The organism is Saccharothrix stipae (genome assembly GCF_054781895.1).
Window position 1 is genome coordinate 217,106 of sequence record NZ_BAAGTN010000009.1, and the last position, 20,487, is coordinate 237,592.

The window sequence follows — 20,487 nt, forward strand, 5'->3', positions numbered from 1 at the left end:
CGAGCGCGCCGCGGGGTAGGGGGAGGTGACGGGGATGCCGAGCTCGCTGATCGTCGTGGGGCTGGTCGTGGCCTGGTTGGTCGTCCTCGTGCCGATGGTCGCGCGCAAGCGCGCCGACGCGTCGCGCGGCGGCGTGGAGGAGGAGTACGACGCCATGCCCGATGTCGACGCGGAGTTCGAGGACTACGACCACTACGACGAGCCGGACGCCGACGAGTTCGTCGAGCACCGGTCGTTCCGCCCCGGCCGGGGCGGCTACGACCCGGAGACCGCCGCGATCGTGGCCCAGGCGAGGTACGCCTTCCGCCGCCGCGTGGTCGGGACGTTGCTGCTGCTCGCCGTGGTCACCGGCATCGTGGCGGGCGTGCTCTACCCGCTGGTGTGGTGGGGCCACGCCGCGGTGGACGTGACGCTGATCTCCTACCTCGGGTACCTGCGCCGGCAGGTGCGGATCGAGGAGGACATCCGCGCGCGCCGCGTGGCCAGGTCCGCCGGTGCCCGCCGCCGCACCGGGGGCAGGCCTGCCGGCGACCGTTCGCACGCCCTCGCCACCACCGCCGCGAAGCCCGCGCCGGACGCCGAGGCACACCGTGACCAGCCGGGCCTGTCCCCGCAGCCCAGGTTCCAGCACGAGGTCCGCCCCGGCACCGTCGTGGTCGACCCGGACGACGAGGACCCGCTGTTCGTGGAACTGGAGGGCCCCGACGCCCTCCCGTACCGACGGGCGTCGGGCGAGTAGAGGGGGGTGGCAAAACCACCCCCCGGCTACTGATATGCTTCTCCCGCACCACAACGGAACACGGGGCTGTAGCGCAGTTGGTAGCGCGACTCGTTCGCATCGAGTAGGTCAGGGGTTCGATTCCCCTCAGCTCCACAATTGACACAGCATACGAAGAGCGGGAACCGGTTCACCGGTTCCCGCTCTTCTGCATTAGTGGTCTTCCGCGGTCGCGGTGCTCGTCGGGATCGCCGGCTGGACCTCTGAAGGGGTTTCGCCCGGTCGATCAGGTCCGCAGACCGGCGGTTCGCCGGTGGAGCGCGGCGAGTGCCGACTCGGGTGTGTGTCTGCCGAGCAGTACCTGGACGGTCAAACCGTCTGCGAGGGTGATGAGCGCGTCCGCCTCGCTTCCGGCGTCGACCTCGGGCCTGATCTGCCCGTTCTCCTGGCCCGCCCGGAGCAGGACGACGAGCAGTTCGGCCAATCCGGCGTAGTGGCCGCGCTGGACGGTGGCGAGGGCGGGGACGACGGCGGATTGCGCGGTGAAGGCTATCCAGACGCGCGCGTCGAGCAGGTTCTCGTCGTCGACCGCCAGCATGGCGGTCAGCGTCTGCTCCAGCATGGTCGCGACCGACTCCGGTTCCGGGGATTCGGCGATCCGCGCCCGAGCACGTTCGGTGACCCGCTGGTTCACGTGCTCCTGCGCGAAGACCAGCATCTCCTCCTTGGTGCGGAAGCACCGTTGCACGGCTCCCAGGGACACCTCGGCTTGTGCCGCCACCTCACGCAGGGTCGCGGCCTCCAGTCCGTCCCGGCCGATCAGTTCGCAGGCCGCCTGCGCGATCCGGCGTCGTCGGTCCTCGCGGTCAACCTGCCTCGGCATGGTGACAGCTTACCGATACGACTGTATTGGAACGTGGTAGGGTCCGATACGGTCGTATCGAAACAGGAGGGTGTCACCATGGCACAACTCAGGAGCGGTAAACCGGCACTCTCGGTCCAGTGGGTGCTGGGTGCGGTACTGGTCGTCCAGGGATTCGGATCCGCCGTCACGGAGGCCCTGTGGCGGACCAGTTTCGGGGTGTCGGGCCTGCTCCGGGTGGCGGGAGCGCCCACGTGGTCGGATCTCGTCGTCGGCGCGCTCGGCGCCGCGCTGCTGGTACACGGGCTGATCCGGCGCGAGGCGGGGAAGAAGGCCGCTCGTGGTTGAGCTCTCCCGTCGAGGGTTCCTGGGCACGGCCCTGCTCGGTACGAGCGCGGCGGGGGCGTGGGCGGCGAGGGAACCGGGCGAGGGAACGGCCAAGCGCGGCGAACCGACCTTCGTGCTCGTGCACGGCGCCAACGGCAATGCCGGCTCCTTCGCCCCGCTGATCGCCGGACTGGCGATGGCGGGCCGACGGGCGTTGGCCGTGGACCTGCCGGGGCACGGACCCGCCGGGCACTTCCCGCCCTCCTATCAGGCCCCGCAGGATCCGGTTGCCCTGGCGGCCGCGCCATCGCCGCTGGCCGGGCTCCGCCTGGCAGACAACGTCGACCACGTCACGCGTGTCGTCCGCCGTGTCGCCGCGCACGGGCCGGTCGTCCTGGTGGGGCACAGCATGGGCGGTGCCACGATCACCAGGGTCGGCAACGAGGTTCCTCACCTCATCGCGCGACTGGTGTACCTCACCGCGTTCTGCTGCGTCCGGTTCCGCAGCGTTGTGGACTGCTTCGCGACCCCGGAGGGCGCGACCACGCTGTTGCCGACGCTGCCGAGCCTGACCGACCCGGAGCGGACCGGGGTGACCCGGACCAACTGGCGCTCGGCGGACAGCGGTTTCATCGCCGCCGCGAAGGCCGCGCTCGCGGACGGCTACGACGACCCCGCGTTCCTGGCCGTCCTCAACACCATGGAGCCGGACGAGTCGTGGGCCGCGGTCACCGACGACGCCCGTGGCGAGCCGGCTACCTGGGGGCGCGTCCCGCGCACCTACCTGCGCTGCACCCGCGACCGGGCCATCCCCCTCGCCCTCCAGGACCGGATGATCGCCGAAGCGGACGAGGCGACCCCGCACAACCGGTTCGACGTCCACACGCTGGACGCCCCTCACCTCGGCCCGCAACATCCCCGGCCTTTGGTCCGAGCGCTCACAAGCCTCGTCGGCTGAGTTGCGGACCCCGTGGCTCCCCGTCGGGGCGACGGGAACGGGCACCAACGGTTTTGATCAGCAGCTCAGGCCCCTGAGCAGCCACAACAGAGTTCTCATGCTGTGTAGTCAGCTCCACAGAAGACCGAGGTGTGCGAACGCCTCCAAGGGCGGGAACCGGCAAGTCCGGTCCCGCCCTTTCTGTGTGCGCGACCTCAGTGGGGTTGGGTACGTGGACGACGGGCACGATCCGGCCCGGTCCGGCGATCTTGACCTTGACGACGAAGTTCTCCACGACGGCCTTGCGCTGGTTGTGGTTGCCCGCTTGGGCAGGTCAGCCACGCGGGCACGGATGATTGCCGAGGCGTCGCCGACCAGTACCACCGCGCGGGTTTGCGGCCCGGCGGTCGGCTGCACATCGGTCCGTGCCTGCACGTCGGCCACGCTCGGAAGGGAGGGGCGGGTCGCATCATTGATCATTTGCATCCCCTGGATGGACAGTCGCACAGTGCCCAAAGTCGGCCCGATCCCGTGGATACGTACCGGTCGGATCAACTTGTCTGCGCCGATCAGATGTTTTCCGGCCCTCCATGCGCTCCAACTCGCCTGCATGTCTGACGGTTTCTCATCCGGCGTGCTAGCTTCGAAAGAAGGGGAGGCCTCCGCGTGGTTCCAGGTTATGGATTGCACTGTGTCGACTGCGCGTCCAGGTCGCATGGAATTGTTGCGTCAAGGGGGGAATAGTGTCGGTCAGGTTGAGATCGGTGGGTTTGGCGATCGTTGCCGTGTTGATAGGAATGGTTTTCGCCGTTCCTGTCGCTTCGGCTTCGGCGGAAGTGCCATGGGGTGGTCAGGTCGCCGCCGTGCCGCTGACGGAGACGTCTGGCGCGCAAGCTCCGACTGTGCGCGGTGCCGATGGCGAAGTCGGCGCTTCGGGAGCGCTGGGCTGCACGTATCCTTTCGCGTGCCTCTACAACTCGAACAAGACGAAGGTCGAGCAATTTCAGGTGGTCACCTCGGGATGGCAGCCGTTCAGCCGAACGGACGTCTACTACGCCGTGAACACGCGCAACGACGACGTCGTCTACATCCGCTACACCAACGGCACGGTCGGGTGCCTCACGGCCGGGGACGCATCGCTCGTCTGGAACCTGCGTTCCCTCGGTGTTCCGAACGGAATCCGCATCGACAGTTCACCCGTCTGCTTCCCGTAACAGAAGCGCTTGGCGGGATCGGGAACCGGATGCCGGACCCCATGGTCGTCGGATCCGGCAGCCAGGCCGTTGTAAGCCGGGTGGTGGCCGTTCATCAGGCATCGCGGCATACTCTTCCGCGCCGTGGATGAACGTTGCGCCCAAGTGTCCACAAATTGGTTCGTGAACGCCGAGAGGGGCGGGTACCGGCTTACCGGTACCCGCCCCTTTCGCTTTCGGCAGGGGTGCTCGGTCGTCGTCAAGGGCGGATCGGTGGGGCGATGACCAGCTCCGTGTCCGGGTCGTGGTCGATCGGTGCCGGGCCGGCGACGATCATGGTGGCGCGGGTCCACGGTTGTTCTCGCAACAGGAACGGCAGTTCTTCCAGCAGCCAGTTCGCCACGTGCTCCCGTTGCTCGGGAGAGTCGCCGTCGCGGGCGGTCAGCAAACGTTCTTGCTCGTCGAGGTCGCCCTGCAGCCACACCGAGGCGTCCCACCACGGGGCGAGTTCCTCGCGGATGGTGCCGGTGCCCTCGACCCAGACGAAGTCGGTGCCGGCGGGGAGGGTGATGGAGCCGGGGCGGTCGTGGGTGATCCAGGCGTCGGGGCGGAAGTCGACCGCCTCGCCCCGGTGCAGGGGTTGCAGGACGTGCTCGACGAGCAGGGCGCCCCAGTCGAAGTAGGCGTGGTTCCAGGCGATGTCGTCGGTGTGCACGATGGCGGAGTGGGGTGCCACCTTGCGCAGCCGCTCGGCCAGGGTCGTCTTGCCGGCCCCGCCGCGGCCGTCGATCGCGATCACCCGCGGACGTCCGGTGACGTCAGGGGACGCCTCCCGCAGCTGCCGGATGGCGTCATGGACGGTCACCACCCGCCAGTCGACGGCCTCGATTTCGCCTGGGTGTAAACGCATCGGCAACTCCCGGATTCGCTGTGGTGCCACGCCTGACGCCATGAAGACTTGTGTGTGTGCCATCGGTGTGCCAGAGTGGTGCCATGGACTTGACCTCGTATGTGAGCAACCTCGGACGTGAGTTCACCACCTTGGCCGAAGCCGGCGGCGACGAGGCACGTGTGCTGGTCGAGCGCCTGACCGGATCACTCGAATCGGCGATCCGGATGACGCTGCTGGACGCGCTGTCGGCGGCCGCCGATGAGATCACCCTGGACCTGGCCCCCGGCTCGGTGGAGCTGCGCCTGCGCGGACGCGATCCGAACTTCGTCGTGACCGCCCCACCCGCCGAGCAAGCCGGCTTCGCGGCGGAACAGGCACCGACGACGGCGGACGACGCGCCGGACAGCGGGCTGCTCCTCGCCGAGGACGGCCCCGCCGCGCGGATCAACGTGCGCCTGCCCGAGCAGCTCAAGGCCGCCGTCGAGGAGGCCGCGGCCAAGGAGGGCCGCTCGGTCAACGCCTGGCTGGTCCGGGCGGCGGCCGCGGCCTTGCAGCGGTCCGAGCGCGAGCAGCGCCCCGAGTCGCACGCCGGCGGCAAGCGGGCCAAGCAGCGCATCACCGGCTGGGTTCGCTGACCCGAGCCGCACCACAAGCACTTCGTTACACCACACCGCTTCCCCGACCTGCGGGAACGGCTCACACACCCACGATGGGGGACGACCATGCCCAAGTTCGACACGCCCGAACCGATCTCCGTCACGCTCGAACTGGGCGTCGGCAACGTCCGGATCACCGCGAGCGACCGGACCGACACCGCGGTCGAGGTCCGCCCGACCGACGAAGCCGACGAGTCCGACGTGAAAGCCGCTCAGCAGGTCCGCGTCGACTACAGCGGCGGCGTGCTGCGGGTGATCGGGCCGCGGGCGCGCCCCTTCGACTTCTCCCGCAAGACCAAGTCGGTCGAGGTGTCCATCGAACTGCCCAACGGCTCCGGGGTGTCCGCCGACACGCAGCTGGGCGACGCCCTCTGCGCCGGCCGGCTCGGGGAGTGCAAGTTCAAGACCTCCGTCGGCAACTTCCGGCTCGAACGGACCGGCACGCTGCGCGTGGACACGTCGAGCGGCGAGGTCACCGTCGAGGCCGTCGCGGGCGACGCCGAGGTCTCCACCGGCTCCGGCAAGGTCCGGCTCGGCGCGGTGGAGGGCACCGCGGTGGTCAAGAACTCCAACGGCGACACGATGATCGACGCGGCCACCGGCGAGGTGCGGGTGCGCTCGGCCAACGGCGACATCTCCGTCGAGCGGGCCGGCGCCGGCGTCGACGCGAAGACCTCCAACGGCAGCATCCGGCTCGGCGAGGTGGTCCGCGGTTCGGTCGTGCTCGGGACCGCCATGGGCGGCCTGGACATCGGCATCGCCGAGGGCACCGCCGCCTGGCTCGACGTGAACACCGGGTTCGGGCACGTGCGCAACCTGCTGGAGACCGCCGCCCGGCCCGAGGAGTCCGACGAGACCGTCGAGGTGCGCGGCCGCACGTCCTACGGCGACATCACCATCCACCGCTCCTGATCCACCGGCAAGGGGAAGAACCATGACCAGCAAGCAATCCCGGCCGGCGATCACGGCGACCGGCCTGCGCAAGTCGTTCGGCGACCACGTGGTGCTCGACGGCATCGACCTGACCGTGCCGCGCGGAACGGTCTTCGCGCTGCTCGGCGCGAACGGCGCCGGGAAGACCACCACGGTCAAGATCCTGTCCACGTTGCTCGGCGCCGACGCCGGTGACGTCCGGGTGGCCGGGCACGACCTGGCCCGCGAACCGGACGCGGTGCGTGCCGCGATCGGCGTCACGGGTCAGTTCTCCGCGGTGGACAACCTGCTCACCGGCGAGGAGAACCTGCGGCTGATGGCCGACCTGCACCACCTCGGTCGGGACGAGGGCCGTCGGCGTGCCGCCGAGCTGCTCGACCGGTTCGACCTGGTCAACGCGGGCCGCAAGCCCGTCGCGACCTACTCCGGGGGCATGCGGCGCCGGCTCGACCTGGCGATGACCCTGGTCGGCGACCCGCAGGTGATCTTCCTCGACGAGCCGACCACCGGCCTGGACCCGCGCAGCCGCCGGGGCATGTGGCAGATCGTCCGGGAGCTCGTGGCGGGCGGCGTCACCATCTTCCTGACCACGCAGTACCTGGAGGAAGCCGACGAGCTGGCGGACCGGATCGCGGTCCTCGACCGCGGCCGGGTGGTCGCCGAGGGGACCGCGGAGGAGCTCAAGCGCCGCATCCCCGGTGGGCACGTCCGCCTGCGGTTCGCCGACCGGCAGCGCCTCGAAGCGGCCGTCGGCGTGCTGGACCAGGTCTCGCCCGACAACGACGCGCTCGCCCTGCGGGTGCCCAGCGACGGCAGCCTGCGCGCGCTGAAGGCCCTGATCGGCCGGCTCGACGACCGGGCCGTCGAGGTCGAGGAGCTGTCCGTGCACACCCCCGACCTCGACGACGTCTTCCTCGCCCTCACCGGCGACCCCAGCAACGAGAAGGTGAACTCCCGATGAGCACCCAGACCCTCGCCGGTCCCGCCCCGGCCGCCCTCCGCTTCCACCCGCTGCGCGACTCGGTGACGATGCTGCGCCGCAACCTCAAGCGCATGCTGCGGTACCCGTCGATGACCCTGATGCTCGTCGGGATGCCCGTCGTCTTCCTGCTGCTGTTCGTCTACGTGCTCGGCGGCACGCTGGGCGCCGGGCTCGGCGGGGAGGTGCCCGGCGGCGGGGCCGGCGGCCGCGCGGCGTACGCGAACTACGTGACGCCCGCGATCCTCCTGATGACGGTGTCGGCCACGGTCCAGGGGACCGCGGTCTCGATCGCCATGGACATGACCGAGGGCATCATCGCCCGGTTCCGCACCATGCACATCGCCCGCGTCTCGGTGCTGACCGGACACGTGCTGGGCAGCGTGATCCAGGCGGTGTTCGGCCTGGCGGTCGTGATCGGCGTGGCCCTGCTGGTCGGTTTCCGGCCCGCCGCCGGTCCGGTCGAGTGGCTCGCCGCGGCCGGTTTCCTGCTGGCGGTGACCTTCGCGCTGGTCTGGTTGTCGGTCGCGCTCGGCCAGGTGAGCAAGTCCGTCGAGTCCGCCAGCAACCTGCCGATGCCGCTGGTGCTGCTGCCGTTCCTGGGCAGCGGGTTCGTGCCCACCGACTCGATGCCGGCCGGGCTGCGCTGGTTCGCCGAGTACCAGCCGTTCACCCCGATCATCGAGACCCTGCGGGGCCTGTTGCTGGACAAGCCGATCGGGCACAACGCGTGGGTCGCGCTCGGCTGGTGCGCCGTCATCGCGCTGGGCGGGTACCTCTGGTCGAAGAAGCTGTTCAACCGCGAGGACTCGCGTTAACGGCGGGAGTCGGGGGTGTGCGGAGCGCTGAGTCCCTGTCGGGGGCTCGGCGCTCCGCCGTTACGCTCTGGCCGGTGCGCTTCGTGGCCGATCTTCACATCCACTCCAAGTACTCCCGGGCCTGCAGCCGCGACTGCGACCTCGAACACCTGACCTGGTGGGCCCGGCGCAAGGGGATCTCGCTGGTCGGCACCGGCGACTTCACCCACCCGGCCTGGTACGACCACCTGACCGAGAACCTGGTCGAGGCCTCGCCCGGCCTGTTCCGGCTGCGCGACGACCTCGACCGCGACATCGACCGCAGGCTGCCGCCGTCGCTGGCGACCGCGCCCGTGAGGTTCATGCTGTCGGTGGAGATCTCCACCATCTACAAGCGCGACGACCGCACCCGCAAGGTGCACCACCTCGTGTACATGCCGGACCTGTCGTCGGCGGCCCGGTTCAACGCCCGGCTGGCCAAGATCGGCAACCTCGGGTCGGACGGGCGGCCGATCCTCGGGCTGGACTCGCGCGACCTGCTGGAGATCACGCTGGAGTGCGGCGGCTACCTGGTGCCCGCGCACGTGTGGACGCCGTGGTTCGCGGTGCTCGGGTCGAAGTCCGGGTTCGACGCGATCGAGGACTGCTACGCCGACCTCGCGTCCCACGTCTTCGCGGTGGAGACCGGCCTGTCGTCCGACCCGGAGATGAACTGGCGGGTGTCGGGACTCGACAAGTACCGGCTGGTCAGCAACTCGGACGCGCACTCGCCGCCCGCGCTGGGGCGTGAGGCGACCTTGTTCGACACGGAGTTGGACTACTACTCGGTGCGCGCGGCGCTGGAGACCGGTGACGGGTTCGCCGGCTCCTTGGAGTTCTTCCCCGAGGAGGGCAAGTACCACGTCGACGGGCACCGCAAGTGCGGTGTGCGGATGGAGCCCGAGGAGACGTCGGCGCACCGCGGGATCTGCCCGGAGTGCGGCAAGCCGTTGACGGTCGGGGTGCTCAGCCGGGTGGAGGAGCTGGCCGACCGGCCGCACGGCGCGCGGCCCGCGGGCGCGGCCGGGTTCACCAACCTGGTGCCGTTGCCGGAGATCGTGAGCGAGATCGTGGGCACCGGGCCGAAGAGCAAGAAGGTGCTGGGTGAGATCGACAAGCTGACCGCCGCGCTGGGGCCGGAGCTGGTGATCCTGCGGGACGTGCCGGCCGACGACATCGCCGTGCACTCGCCGTTGCTGGGCGAGGCGGTGGCCCGGTTGCGGCGCGGTGAGGTGGTGCGCGACCCGGGGTACGACGGCGAGTACGGCGTGATCCGGGTGTTCGAGCCGGGTGAGCTGGAGCGACGGCGTTCGTCCTTCGCCCTGTTCGACTACGCCGCTCCCGCTCCGTCCACTGTGGAGCGCGTGCGCCCGGCGCCCGCTCCCGTCGCGGTTCCGGCTCCGGTCGCGGTCGTCCCCGGCGGCTCTTCGCTGCTGGACGGGCTGGACCCGGAGCAGCGGGCGGCGGCCGAGGTGGCCGGTGGGCCTTTGCTGATCATCGCGGGGCCCGGCACGGGGAAGACGCGGACGTTGACGCACCGGATCGCGGACCTGGTGACGTCGCGGGGCGTGCCGGCGACCGAGTGCCTGGCGATCACGTTCACCCGGCGTGCGGCGGAGGAGATGGCGGAACGGCTGGCGGTGCTGGCGCCGGACGCCGTCGGTGGGCTGACCATCGCGACGTTCCACTCGCTCGGTGTGCTGATCCTGCGTGAGCACGGCGCGACCTTCGGGTTGTCGGCGTCGTTCGGGGTGGCGGACCCGGAGCGGCAGTCGGCGGTGGCGATGTCGGTCGTCGCGGACGAGAAGGAGGCGCGGGCGCTGATCGCCGCCGGTGACGCCCGGTACAAGAAGGCGTTGCGGGCGCAGGACCTGGTGGACTTCGACGACCTGATCTCGTTGCCGCTGTCGTTGCTGGAGGGGTCGCCCGACCTGGTCGACGCCTACCGCGCGCGGTGGCGGTGGGTCTCGGTGGACGAGTACCAGGACGTGGACGAGCAGCAGTACCGGCTGCTGCGGCTGCTGGCGCCGCCGGAGGGCAACCTGACCGCGATCGGCGACCCGGACCAGGCGATCTACCGGTTCCGCGGCGCCGACGTCGGGTTCTTCCTGCGGTTCCGGGAGGACTTCCCCGGTGCCCGGACCGTGCACCTGACCAGGAACTACCGGTCCTCGGCCGCGGTCGTGACGGGTGCGCTGGAGGTGATCGCACCGTCGTCGCTCGTGCCGGGTCGCGAACTGCGGCCGATGGTGGACCACGGCGCCGCACCCATCGGCGTGCACCACGCCTCGTCGGAGGCCGCCGAGGCGGGGTTCGTGGCGCGGACGATCGAGCAGGTGCTGGGCGGTGCGTCGTTCCACGCGCTGGACAGCGGGCGCGTGGTGGGTGACGGCACGCAGGGCCTCGGCTTCTCGGACTTCGCCGTGCTGTACCGGACCGACCGGCAGGCGCGGGCGTTGGTGGAGGCGCTGACGCAGTCCGGCCTGCCGTTCCAGAAGCGGTCGCACGACCGGTTGGCGGACCGTCCCGGGGTGGCCCGGATCGCGCACGACCTCGGGTTCGCGGCCGGCGCCACCGTGCTGGAGCGGGTGCGTGCCGTGGCGGGGGACGACCACACCGCGTACGAGCTGCTCAAGCCGTTGGCCGCCGAGTGCGGCGAGGACTTCGAGCGCTTCCACACGGCGCTCGCGCTGGGGGTGGAGGTGGACACGTGGGACCCTCGGGCGGACCGGATCTCGCTGCTCACGCTGCACGCGTCGAAGGGCCTGGAGTTCCCGGTCGTGTTCATCGTCGGGTGCGAGGACGGTCTGCTGCCGCTGCGGTGGCCGGGTGACGACGACCGTGAAGCGGAGGACGAGGAGCGCCGCCTGCTCTTCGTGGGCATGACCAGGGCGCAGCGGCACCTGTTCCTGAGCCACACGGCCGGGCGGCCGAGGTCGCCGTTCCTGGCGGCGTTGCGCGCCTACGAGCAGGTGGGCGACCCTCAACCGCGCCGCCGGCGCAAGGGCACCCAGCTCAGCCTCCTCTGAAATGTCGGACCCCGGCTCTACCGTCGGGTCATGGCGCACACCATCGGATTGACCCTCGACTGCCACCACCCGACGCGGCTGGCGGAGTTCTGGAAGCTGGCGCTGGGCTACGAGGACGAGCCCCCGCCCCCGCCGTTCGCGACGAGGGCGGAGTGGGCGGCGCACTTCGCCGACCCGGACGACGACCAGGACGACGGCGCCTGGCTGCACGACCCGGCCGGCGTGGGCCCGAAGCTGTTCCTGCAACAGGTGCGGGAGCCGAAGACGCAGAAGATCCGGTTGCACCTGGACGTGCGGGTGAGCCTGGAGGCGCCGGCGGCGGAGCGCTGGCCGACGGTCCTGAGGAAGGTCGACCAGCTGCTGGAGGCCGGCGGGAGCGTGGTGCGGGAGGACCCGGAACACCACGTCGTCATGGCCGACCCGGAGGGCAACGAGTTCTGCGTCTGCTGATCGCGACCCCTCGGAGCAGGTACTCCCAAGATCGGAAGTGGACTGGACCATAACGTGGCGTTATGACGTGACTGGCATATCCGCCGCACGTCCGCGCCGCCTAGCGTCGGGTGCACGGCCCCGCATCCCGTGTCACCACCCCTGCAAGGAGACAAGCGGATGACTCGACGTAGCGTCGCCGCGGTCGCCGTGGCGGTCCTGAGCGCTGCCGGACTGGCAGCCGCGCTGGCCACCACCGCGACCGCCGGTCCACCACCGCTCGCCGCGGACGGCGGCATGGTCGCCGCCATGGCGCGCGACCTCGACCTCACCCCCGACCAGGCCCGGGCCCGCATCGAACGGGAGGCCGTCGCCGCGGGGACCGAGTCCGCCCTCAAGGCACGGCTCGGTCCCGGCTTCGCGGGCGCCTGGCTGAACGCGGACGCCACCGAGCTCGTCGTCGGCGTCACGGCCGCGTCGCAGATCCAGGCCGTCGAGGCGGCGGGCGCCAAGCCGGAGCTGGTCGGCCGCTCGCTCGCCCAGCTCGACGCCCTCAAGGTCAAGCTCGACCGCAACGCCCGCACCGCGCCGAGGTCCGTGCCCGGCTGGTACGTCGACGTGCCCACCAACTCCGTGGTCGTCCTGGCCCGCGACGTGGCCGCCGCGAAAGCGTTTGCGCGCGCCAGCGGGCTGACCGACACCGACGTCCGGGTCGAACCGTCCACCGAGGAGCCCCGCCCGCTGATCGACGTGATCGGCGGCAACGCCTACTACATCGGCAGCGGCTCGCGGTGCTCGGTCGGGTTCGCGGTCAACGGCGGCTTCGTCACCGCCGGCCACTGCGGCCGCACGGGCGCGACCACCACCCAGCCCAGCGGCACGTTCGCCGGCTCCAGCTTCCCCGGCAACGACTACGCCTGGGTCCGCACGGCCGCGGGCAACACCGGCCGGCCCCTGGTCAACCGCTACCCCGGCACGGTGCCGGTGGCGGGTTCGACCGAGGCCCCGGTGGGTGCCTCGGTCTGCCGCTCCGGTTCCACCACCGGCTGGCGCTGCGGCACCATCCAGCAGAAGAACACCTCCGTGACCTACCCCGAAGGCACGATCACCGGTCTGACCCGCACGAACGCCTGCGCCGAGCCCGGCGACTCCGGCGGCTCGTGGTTGACCGGCGACCAGGCGCAGGGCGTCACCTCCGGTGGCTCCGGGAACTGCACGTCCGGCGGGACGATCTACTTCCAGCCGGTCAACGAGATCCTCCAGGTCTACGGCCTCCAGTTGATCGTCAGTGGCGGCGGCACGCCAACCAGCACCACCTCGCCGACCACGACGACCACCACGAACCCGGGCCAGACCACCTGGCAGCCAGGCGTCGCGTACGCGACCGGCTCCCTCGTGACGTACGACGGCGTCGGGTACAGGTGCTTGCAGGGGCACACGTCCCAACCGGGCTGGGATCCGCCGACGGTGCCCGCCTTGTGGGGGCGCGTGTGAGCTAGCGGCAAGCGCACGCGCCGGGGGTCCGGCTCGCCCTCGCGGCGAGCCGGACCCTGCTCCCGTGCCACCGGGACGCGAGGAGCGCCGTCGCTCGCCCCGGTCCCGCGCCACGCGGGCTGAACTGCACGATGTTCACCGGACGGCACTGCCGGTGTGGCACGCCCCCGTACCCTGAGACACGACGAGAAGGGGTGGTGCGGGTCGTGGAGCTGGCCGAGTCGCTGCTGGCGTGGCTGCACGGCTGGTCCGGTGTGCCCCTCTGCCCGGGTGACTGGGCCTGGACCGTCACCGCGTTCGGCGCCCTGATCGGCGTGCTGCCGACGGTCGCCGCGCTGCTGTCGATCACGGTCCGCCGCGTGGTCGGCAACTCCTACGGCCCGATCACCGGCGCGATCTTCGCCGTGCTCGGCGTGGTCAGCACGCTGGTGCTGCCGTGGATGGCGTTCACGGCCACCTACAAGCTGGTGCGCACCCGTGCGCTGGCGGGCATGGAGTCGCTGGACCAGCGGCCGTGCGCGGCGTTCAGCCAGTACGAGTACCTGGTCGGCACGGGGTCGATCGTCGAGTCGATCACCGGTCGGTCGGGCGTGCCGCAGCTGATCGCGGCGGGTGCGACGGCGCTGCTGGCGCTGCTGTGCCTGCTGTTCGTGATGCTCCAGGCGGGCTCGGCGTTCCGGCTCGGGCCGAGCTGGCCGCGCCGGGTGTTCTGGCCGCCGTTCCTGGTGCTGCTGCTGTCCACGTCCGCGCTGCCGGTCACGCTGGTGGGCCAGCTGCTGCTCGGGTTCTTCCCGATCGCGCTGTTGGGCTCCCTCGTGGTGCGGGTTTTCGGGTTGACTACCGCCATGCTGAACCGCCCCGGTCGCGATCGCGGGAACCCGAGCCCGCAACCCGCGGTGTTTAGAACGCCGCCGCCCCACAGCCAGCAGGCGCACCACCAGCAGGCGCACAGCCAGCCGGTCCAGAACAAGCCGGTCCAGAACAAGCCGGCACAGAGCCAGCCGGTCCAGGGCCACCAGTCCCAGGGCGGGCAACCGCAGCAGCCGCCGCCGTACAAGGTGGAGAAGCCGCCGCCCTACCAGCCCGCGCAGATCCCGCCCTACCAGCCGATCCCGCCCTACCGACCGACGCCGCCGCAGCGGCACTACCCGCCGACGCGGGTCGCCGACGTGCCCGTCGAGCCGCCCAAGCCGACCCGGGTGGAACAGCCCGCGCAGCTCGCCGACACCCCCGGTCCGCTGCCCTTCGGGCCGGGCAGCGGCAGCGCCGGCAGTACGCCGACGCCCCCGCCCGACTCCGGCAAGGTGTGGAACCCGGCCGCCGGGCGGTTCCGGCGGATCCGCCAGCTCGGCCGCGGTGGCTTCGGCACGGTGTGGCTGGCCGTGGACGAGCAGCTGGCGCGCACGGTCGCGGTGAAGCTCGCGCACGCTCCCGACAACGACACCGAGCAGCGCATGTTGCGTGAAGCGCGCGCTCTGGCCGCCGTGCGGCACCCGAACTGCGTGCGCGTGTTCGACATCGTGCAGGACCCGGACGGCCTGGCCATCGTGATGGAGTACATCGACGGCAGGCCGCTGTCCGACGTCGTGCTGAACAGCGGTCTGCTCGCCGACACGCTCGCCGCCCGGCTCTGGGTGAACATGGCCGACGCGCTGGCCGCCGCACACGAGCAGGGCGTGCTGCACCGGGACGTGAAGCCGTCCAACGTCATCGTGGACACCCAGGGCACCGCGCACCTGATCGACTTCGGCATCGCCCGGTCGAAGGGCGACAGCACCCTCACCGCCACCGGGATGATGGTCGGCACGCCCGACTTCCTCGCACCGGAGACCGCCCGCGGCGAGGCGGCCAGCCCCGCCTCGGACGGCTGGCAGCTGGCCGCGACGGTCAGCTACGCGCTCACCGGCCACCCCCCGCGCGGCACGCGGGAGAACCCGATCTCGTCGCTGATGGCGGCCGCGCAGGGCGAGCCGTGCGTGAAGCTGCCCCAGCACAGCGCGCACCACCGGCTGCTCACCAGCGCCCTCGACGCCGACCCGGCCCGGCGGCCGTCGCTGACCGCCATCCGGTCCGAGCTGAGCACGTGGCTGACCCAGGCGGGGCTGAGCAAGGAGGGCCCGGTCACGAGGATGATCGACCGGCCGGAGCCGCCGACCCGACCCGTGCGCTGACCAGGGCGCTGACCCGTGCGCTGACCAGGGCGAAGACCCCGAGCACCAGCGGCACGGCGAGCAGCGCGCCGGAGAACGCCAGCACCAGCGCCGTGCAACCCAGGGCGAACGCGGCCGTGCGGCTGCGGAGGAGCTTGACGGCGGCGGCCAGACCCGCCGCCGTCACCGCCGCCAGCGTGGTCGACGCGACCCGCATGAGCGTGTCCAGCTCGACCTCCAGGCGCAGGGTGACGGCCGTGAGCAGCGCGCACAGCACCAGCAGGCCGGTCAGGCCGTGCCGTCCGCCCAGGCGTGCGCCGCCCGCCAGGTAGGTGTTGATCGCGCCGAACGTCAGCAGCGTCGCGGCCACCGCCGTGACCGGCCGAGCGGCCGGGCCGAACGCGCGTTCCAGCAGGTCGGCGAGCGGGACGTCGCTGGTCGTGCCCGCCGTGGTGATCGCGAGCCCCAGGTAGAGCACCGCCACGACGACCAGCGTCCGCCGGGTCGCCCGCCGCGGGTCGGCGAACTCGTCGGCGAGGTTGCTCGCCGCCTCCCAGCCGGAGAACGCGAAGAACAGCACCACGGCGGCGTGCCCGACGGCGAGCCACCCGTGCGGTGCGAAAGGCTCGAAGTCGGCCCGCGCCACGTTCGGCACAGCGCAGGCGATGGCCACGGTCAGCAGCACCGCCAGCAGCCCGACCAGCAGCACCTGCGCGCCCGCCGACACCCGCAGCCCGGCGTAGTTCGCGGCGAACGCGGCGGCCAGCAGCACGACGCCGATCATCACGGGATCGCCGCCGCCCAGCGCGTGCGCGATGTACCGGCCGCCGACCAGCGCGCCGCCGAGCACCCCGAACGGCACACCGGCCAGGTAGAACCACCACGCGACCGACCGCGCCGCCGGGCGACCGAACGCGGTGTGCACGAAACCGACCACCCCGCCGCGGTGCCGCTCGCCGAGCCGGGCGAACGACACCGCGATCGGGACGCTCAACGCGAGCAGCGCGGCCCACGCCAGCACCGACGCGGGCCCGGCGGCCGCGGTGGCCAGGGCCGGCAGCACCAGCACGCCGGGGCCGAGGACCGCGCCCACGTACATCGCGGTGAGCCTCATGTCATCAACGGGAGCTTGCGGGTCAGCCGGGTGACCTCCGCGCGTGGCCCGTAGAGGGCGACGGCGACGAACTCCGGGTCTTCGGTGCGGGCGAGGGCTTCCAGGTACTCGGAGTAGGCGCGGGCGCGGCGGGCGACCTCGGTGAAGCCGATCTTCAGCACGCCCGCCGCCCGGTGCAGGGCCTTGAGGTGCTCGGCGGAGGTGGTCAGCACCGGCACCGGGTAGGTGTTCAGGCCGAGGTGGACGGTGCCGTCCGCGTCCGCGGCGTCCTCGCCGAGCAGGTCCGGCAGGCGGGCGCCGAGGGTGAGGCCGAGGCAGACGGCGGCGTTGGCGGCGAGGTTGGGCGGCAGGTCGTCACGCAGGATCAGGGCGAGTTTGTCGGGCAGCAACTGACAGTCCGTTCGTTCGGTGGGTTGGGCCCAGACTTGCGCACCTGAGCAACCTGATCCAGAGTCACCGAACTTCGTTCGCCAGCGCCTGTCATGATCGGGTCGTGGACGAACTTGATTCGGCGATCATCAGGAACCTGCAACTGGATGCGCGGTTGACGAACCGCGAGCTGGCCAGGCGACTCGGCGTGGCGCCGTCGACGTGCCTGGAACGCGTGCGCGCGCTGCGTGAACGCGGCGTGATCAAGGGCTACCACGCGGACGTGGACCTGGGCGCGCTGAACCGTCCCGTCCAGGCCTTCGTCGCGGCACGCCTGCGCCCGATGAGCCGCCTCGTGATCGACAACTTCAAGGCCGCGATCGGCGCCCTGCCGGAGGTGACCGCGATGTACGTGGTGGCGGGGGACGACGACTTCCTCATCCACCTGGCCGTGCCCGACCTGGAACACCTGCACGAGTTCCTCATCGACCGGCTCAGCGAACGCCGCGAGGTGATCAGCTTCCGCAGCTCGGTGATCTACGAGAGCATCCGCAACCCGGTGCTGTCCGAACTGCCCCGCTGACCACCGCGGCCGGGCGGTAGGTGCGCGAACGGGTGAACGACCTCCGCGCGGCTAACGGATCCCGCACCCGCGCCGACCTAGGCCTTGATTCGTGTTCCAGCGAAACGGTCGGCGAGGTGGGGCCCGTGACGTCCGAGGAGAACCCGCACGTCGCGCGGTTGATCCCCACCTCCGGCCTCGACGGCGCCGATGAACGGCGACGACGGGCCACGTCCGCCCTGCTCGCGGTGATGTCCGCGGTGCATGAGCTCGGGCGGGCGCTCACCCGACCCCTCGGCGCGCCCGCCGCCGACGTGCGGGGGTTCGTCGAGGTGCCGTTCGACCTCGGAGGACGCGAGGTGGTCGCCGACGGGGTGATCCGCGTGGTGCGCGGACAGCGGTCGTGGACCGCTCTGGTCGAGGTGCGGACCGGCGCCGACGAGGTGCCCGCCGGTCAGCTCGAAGACCTCCTGGACCTGGCCCGCGCACGGGGGTTCGACGCGGTGCTCACGATCTCCAACGAGGTACCGCCGCTGCCCGGCCACCACCCGACCGCGGTCGACCGGCGACCGGCCGAGGTCGTCCTGCACCACTGGTCGTGGACCGAGGTGTTGTGCGAAGCGGTGGCGCAGAAGGAGCGTCTCGGCGTGGCGGAAGCGGACCGGGCGTGGCTCCTCGGTGAGCTGATCCGGTACCTGGAGCACCCGCGATCAGGCACGATGGCGTTCGAGGACATGGGCCCGGGGTGGGTGGCGCTGCGCGAGTCCGTCCAGGCGGGCACGGTGCGCGCGACCGACCCGACCGCGGTCGGAGCCGCCTTGCGCTTCGACGCGCTGGTGCGGTTCGCGAGCCTCGAACTCGGTCGCAGGCTCGGCGCGGAGGTGACGCCGGCCCTGACCCGCCGGGAGCTGGCCGAGCCGCAGGCCCGGGTAGCCAGGCAGGTCGACCGGCTCGTCGCCGAGGGGCGGTTGACCGCGGGCATCCACGTCGCGGGCACGGTCGGCGCGCTCCAGGTGACGGCGGACCTGCGGACCGGGCGCGTCTCCTGCCACGTCGACCTGGACGGGCCGAGGGAAGGCCGCCCCACCACCCGGGTCGAGTGGCTGGTCCGCCAGCTGAAGGACGCGCCCGACACCGTGCGGCTGGAAGCGTTCGCGGCACACGGTCCCGGCGCGGGCGCGTCGCAACCGCTGGGGACCCTGAGAGCGGATCCGACGGCGCTGGTGGCGCACCCGGCGCAGGAGATCCGGGGATTCCGCGTCGCCGACTCGGGCCCGCTGGGCAGCGGGCCCGGCACCGGTCCGGACTCGTTCATCGCCTCCGTGTCGGGCGCCGTCACGCGCTTCTACGAGGACGTCGTGCGCAACCTCAAGCCGTGGGCCGCCGCACCGCCGCGGATCCGGTCGGGGGAAGCCTTCGCGGACGGACCGGGGATCAGTTCCAGGATGGAAGCCACTTCTGGGCTTCCCAGATCTCCGGGGTGATCGGTATGCCGTTGAGGATCGGCCACAGCCACACGAAGTTGGCCACCACCAGGCCGACGTAGAGGGCGACCGCGAGCAGACCGGTGCCCCGGCGTTCCCGGCCGTCCGTCCGCGCGCCCAGGACCTCGCCCAGCGCCAGCGCGATGCCCAGCACCAGGAACGGCGCCATCGGCGTCACGTAGAAGAAGTACATCTGCCGGTCGACGTTGACGAACCACGGCAGGAAGCCCGCGCCGTAGCCGACCAGCACCGCCGCGTACCGCCAGTCCAGCTTGGCGATCGACTGCCACATCGCCCACGCCAGCATCGGGAACGCCAGCCACCACATGGCGGGCGTGCCGATCAGCATGATCGCGCCCACGCAGCTCGCCGCGCCGCAGCCCTGCACCGCGCCCTCGAAGTAGTACAGCATCGGCCGCAGACCCATCGGCCACGACCACGGCTTCGACTCCCACGGGTGCCGGTTCGTCTCCGACGTGACCAGGCCGGTGTGGAAGTCCAGCACGTTGCCGCTGTAGTACCAGAGCGCGCGCAGCGGCGCCGGGATCCAGCCGTCCTCGGGGATCTTCACGCCCGCGACGTGTCGGTCGATGGCCGTCTCCGACGCGAACCACGACCACCACGTCGCCAGGTACGCCAGGATCGGGATCACCAGCAGGGCGAACAGCGACGGCAGCAGGTCCTTCGCGATCGACCCGACCCACGGCCGCCGCACGCCCGCCGAACGCCGTGCCAGCGCGCTCCAGACCACCGTCAGCACGCCGAAGAACGCGATGTACCACACGCCGGACCACTTCACGCCGCACGCGAGGCCGAGCGCGATCCCGCCCGCGAACCGCCACCAGCGGAAACCCAGCCACGGGCCGAGCGGCGAGTCGTTCACCCACCCCTCGCGCACCGCCACGGCCAACCGCGACCGCACCTGGTCCCGGTCCACCACCAGGCAGGCGAACGCGACCACCACGAAGAACGCCAGGAAGATGTCGAGCATCCCCATCCGCGACTGCACGTGGCTCACGCCGTCCGCGATCAGCAGCACGCCCGCGATCGCGCCGATCAGGTCCGACCGCGTCATCCGCCGGGCGATCCGCACCACCAGCAGGATCGTCAACGTGCCGGCGACCGCCGAGGCGAACCGCCAGCCCACCCCGTCGTAGCCGAACAGCCACTCGCCGATCGCGATGAGCTGCTTGCCCAGCGGCGGGTGGACGATCAGCTCGTAGCCGGCGTTGTCCTCGTACCCGCCGTTGCGCAGCACCTGCGCGCCCTGCGGCACGTAGTGCTTCTCGTCGAAGACCGGGGTGCCCTTGTCGGTCGGGAACCCGAGGTTCCAGAACCGGACCACACCGCCGATCAGCGCGACGGTCAACGTGACGAGCCAGCCCCTCAGGGCGTCGCTCATCGGGCCGGGTTCGAGCAGGCGCGCCCGCTGCTCGCGGTCGTTGCCCGGTGGCGGGCTCGCCTTCGGGACCTCTCCGGCGGCGACCACGTCGTCTGCGGACTGCGGTGCGATCAGGCTCACG

Annotated in this window: 19 protein-coding genes and 1 tRNA gene; 15 read left to right on the top strand and 5 right to left on the bottom strand. The window is 71.5% G+C overall.

Annotation, left to right across the window (positions count from 1 at the left end; genetic code table 11):
* Positions 1-34: 34 nt before the first annotated feature.
* The gene (sepX, locus tag ACYVLT_RS24125) at positions 35-739 is read left to right on the top strand and encodes a divisome protein SepX/GlpR (RefSeq protein WP_461122476.1); all 705 of its coding nucleotides are present in this window, start codon (positions 35-37) and stop codon (positions 737-739) included.
* A 62-nt stretch (positions 740-801) separates the two neighbouring features.
* Positions 802-874 (top strand) — tRNA-Ala (locus ACYVLT_RS24130).
* Positions 875-1,004: 130 nt separating this feature from the next.
* Here the strand turns inward: ACYVLT_RS24130 and ACYVLT_RS24135 are convergent.
* On the bottom strand, positions 1,005-1,601 hold the full coding sequence (locus tag ACYVLT_RS24135; protein ID WP_461122477.1) for a TetR/AcrR family transcriptional regulator: 597 nt from the start codon (positions 1,599-1,601) through the stop codon (positions 1,005-1,007).
* A 78-nt stretch (positions 1,602-1,679) separates the two neighbouring features.
* Here ACYVLT_RS24135 and ACYVLT_RS24140 point away from each other — a divergent pair, with 78 nt between their 5' ends.
* The 3 genes from ACYVLT_RS24140 (at position 1,680) to ACYVLT_RS24150 (ending at position 4,058) form a co-directional block, all read left to right on the top strand.
* Positions 1,680-1,928 carry a hypothetical protein gene (locus ACYVLT_RS24140; RefSeq protein ID WP_461122478.1) on the top strand — a complete coding sequence of 83 codons (249 nt, stop codon included), beginning with the start codon at positions 1,680-1,682 and terminating at the stop codon, positions 1,926-1,928.
* Positions 1,921-2,865, top strand: coding sequence for an alpha/beta fold hydrolase (locus ACYVLT_RS24145; RefSeq protein WP_461122479.1), 945 nt, complete (start codon positions 1,921-1,923; stop codon positions 2,863-2,865). The genes ACYVLT_RS24140 and ACYVLT_RS24145 overlap by 8 nt, the downstream gene beginning before the upstream one ends.
* Before the next feature lie 743 nt (positions 2,866-3,608).
* Positions 3,609-4,058: a hypothetical protein gene (locus ACYVLT_RS24150; protein ID WP_461122480.1), complete on the top strand. Its 450-nt coding sequence runs from the start codon at positions 3,609-3,611 to the stop codon at positions 4,056-4,058.
* 238 nt (positions 4,059-4,296) lie between these two features.
* Here the strand turns inward: ACYVLT_RS24150 and ACYVLT_RS24155 are convergent, their stop codons facing one another.
* On the bottom strand, positions 4,297-4,947 hold the full coding sequence (locus ACYVLT_RS24155) for a uridine kinase family protein (protein ID WP_461122481.1): 651 nt from the start codon (positions 4,945-4,947) through the stop codon (positions 4,297-4,299).
* Positions 4,948-5,030: 83 nt separating this feature from the next.
* Between ACYVLT_RS24155 and ACYVLT_RS24160 the strand changes: the two genes are divergently transcribed.
* From ACYVLT_RS24160 to ACYVLT_RS24195, 8 genes are all read left to right on the top strand, one after another.
* Complete coding sequence (locus tag ACYVLT_RS24160) at positions 5,031-5,564, top strand: YlcI/YnfO family protein (protein ID WP_461122482.1); 534 nt, start codon at positions 5,031-5,033, stop codon at positions 5,562-5,564.
* Between the two features lie 87 nt (positions 5,565-5,651).
* Entirely contained in the window at positions 5,652-6,497 is an 846-nt protein-coding gene (locus tag ACYVLT_RS24165) for a DUF4097 family beta strand repeat-containing protein (RefSeq protein ID WP_461122483.1), read from the top strand.
* Positions 6,498-6,519: 22 nt separating this feature from the next.
* Positions 6,520-7,479 (top strand): ATP-binding cassette domain-containing protein, encoded by a 960-nt coding sequence (locus ACYVLT_RS24170; protein WP_461122484.1) that lies wholly within the window; start codon positions 6,520-6,522, stop codon positions 7,477-7,479.
* On the top strand, positions 7,476-8,315 hold the full coding sequence (locus tag ACYVLT_RS24175; RefSeq protein ID WP_461122485.1) for an ABC transporter permease: 840 nt from the start codon (positions 7,476-7,478) through the stop codon (positions 8,313-8,315). The genes ACYVLT_RS24170 and ACYVLT_RS24175 overlap by 4 nt, the downstream gene beginning before the upstream one ends.
* Positions 8,316-8,389: 74 nt before the next feature.
* A complete protein-coding gene (locus ACYVLT_RS24180; RefSeq protein ID WP_461122486.1) occupies positions 8,390-11,362 on the top strand; it encodes a UvrD-helicase domain-containing protein in 2,973 nt (990 codons plus the stop codon).
* 30 nt (positions 11,363-11,392) lie between these two features.
* Positions 11,393-11,812: a VOC family protein gene (locus ACYVLT_RS24185; protein WP_461122487.1), complete on the top strand. Its 420-nt coding sequence runs from the start codon at positions 11,393-11,395 to the stop codon at positions 11,810-11,812.
* A gap of 159 nt (positions 11,813-11,971) precedes the next feature.
* Entirely contained in the window at positions 11,972-13,285 is a 1,314-nt protein-coding gene (locus ACYVLT_RS24190; RefSeq protein ID WP_461122488.1) for an alpha-lytic protease prodomain-containing protein, read from the top strand.
* A 194-nt stretch (positions 13,286-13,479) separates the two neighbouring features.
* Positions 13,480-15,456, top strand: coding sequence for a serine/threonine-protein kinase (locus tag ACYVLT_RS24195; protein ID WP_461122489.1), 1,977 nt, complete (start codon positions 13,480-13,482; stop codon positions 15,454-15,456).
* Here the strand turns inward: ACYVLT_RS24195 and ACYVLT_RS24200 are convergent.
* Positions 15,407-16,549, bottom strand: coding sequence for an APC family permease (locus tag ACYVLT_RS24200; protein WP_461122490.1), 1,143 nt, complete (start codon positions 16,547-16,549; stop codon positions 15,407-15,409). The genes ACYVLT_RS24195 and ACYVLT_RS24200 overlap by 50 nt on opposite strands.
* Complete coding sequence (locus ACYVLT_RS24205; RefSeq protein ID WP_461122491.1) at positions 16,546-16,938, bottom strand: DUF2000 domain-containing protein; 393 nt, start codon at positions 16,936-16,938, stop codon at positions 16,546-16,548. Before ACYVLT_RS24205 ends, ACYVLT_RS24200 begins: the two co-directional genes overlap by 4 nt.
* 104 nt (positions 16,939-17,042) lie before the next feature.
* Here ACYVLT_RS24205 and ACYVLT_RS24210 point away from each other — a divergent pair, with 104 nt between their 5' ends.
* On the top strand, positions 17,043-17,501 hold the full coding sequence (locus ACYVLT_RS24210) for an Lrp/AsnC family transcriptional regulator (protein WP_461122492.1): 459 nt from the start codon (positions 17,043-17,045) through the stop codon (positions 17,499-17,501).
* A gap of 125 nt (positions 17,502-17,626) precedes the next feature.
* A complete protein-coding gene (locus ACYVLT_RS24215; protein ID WP_461122493.1) occupies positions 17,627-18,964 on the top strand; it encodes a hypothetical protein in 1,338 nt (445 codons plus the stop codon).
* Here the strand turns inward: ACYVLT_RS24215 and ACYVLT_RS24220 are convergent.
* On the bottom strand, positions 18,915-20,486 hold the full coding sequence (locus ACYVLT_RS24220) for a dolichyl-phosphate-mannose--protein mannosyltransferase (RefSeq protein WP_461122494.1): 1,572 nt from the start codon (positions 20,484-20,486) through the stop codon (positions 18,915-18,917). The genes ACYVLT_RS24215 and ACYVLT_RS24220 overlap by 50 nt on opposite strands.
* Position 20,487 lies beyond the last annotated feature (1 nt).

Coding starts and splice junctions, on each gene's coding strand:
- sepX (WP_461122476.1), top strand. CDS start 35: ATGCCGAGCTCGCTGATCGTCGTGGGGCTGGTCGTGGCCTGGTTGGTC.
- ACYVLT_RS24135 (WP_461122477.1), bottom strand. CDS start 1,601: ATGCCGAGGCAGGTTGACCGCGAGGACCGACGACGCCGGATCGCGCAG.
- ACYVLT_RS24140 (WP_461122478.1), top strand. CDS start 1,680: ATGGCACAACTCAGGAGCGGTAAACCGGCACTCTCGGTCCAGTGGGTG.
- ACYVLT_RS24155 (WP_461122481.1), bottom strand. CDS start 4,947: ATGCGTTTACACCCAGGCGAAATCGAGGCCGTCGACTGGCGGGTGGTG.
- ACYVLT_RS24160 (WP_461122482.1), top strand. CDS start 5,031: ATGGACTTGACCTCGTATGTGAGCAACCTCGGACGTGAGTTCACCACC.
- ACYVLT_RS24165 (WP_461122483.1), top strand. CDS start 5,652: ATGCCCAAGTTCGACACGCCCGAACCGATCTCCGTCACGCTCGAACTG.
- ACYVLT_RS24170 (WP_461122484.1), top strand. CDS start 6,520: ATGACCAGCAAGCAATCCCGGCCGGCGATCACGGCGACCGGCCTGCGC.
- ACYVLT_RS24175 (WP_461122485.1), top strand. CDS start 7,476: ATGAGCACCCAGACCCTCGCCGGTCCCGCCCCGGCCGCCCTCCGCTTC.
- ACYVLT_RS24185 (WP_461122487.1), top strand. CDS start 11,393: ATGGCGCACACCATCGGATTGACCCTCGACTGCCACCACCCGACGCGG.
- ACYVLT_RS24190 (WP_461122488.1), top strand. CDS start 11,972: ATGACTCGACGTAGCGTCGCCGCGGTCGCCGTGGCGGTCCTGAGCGCT.
- ACYVLT_RS24200 (WP_461122490.1), bottom strand. CDS start 16,549: ATGAGGCTCACCGCGATGTACGTGGGCGCGGTCCTCGGCCCCGGCGTG.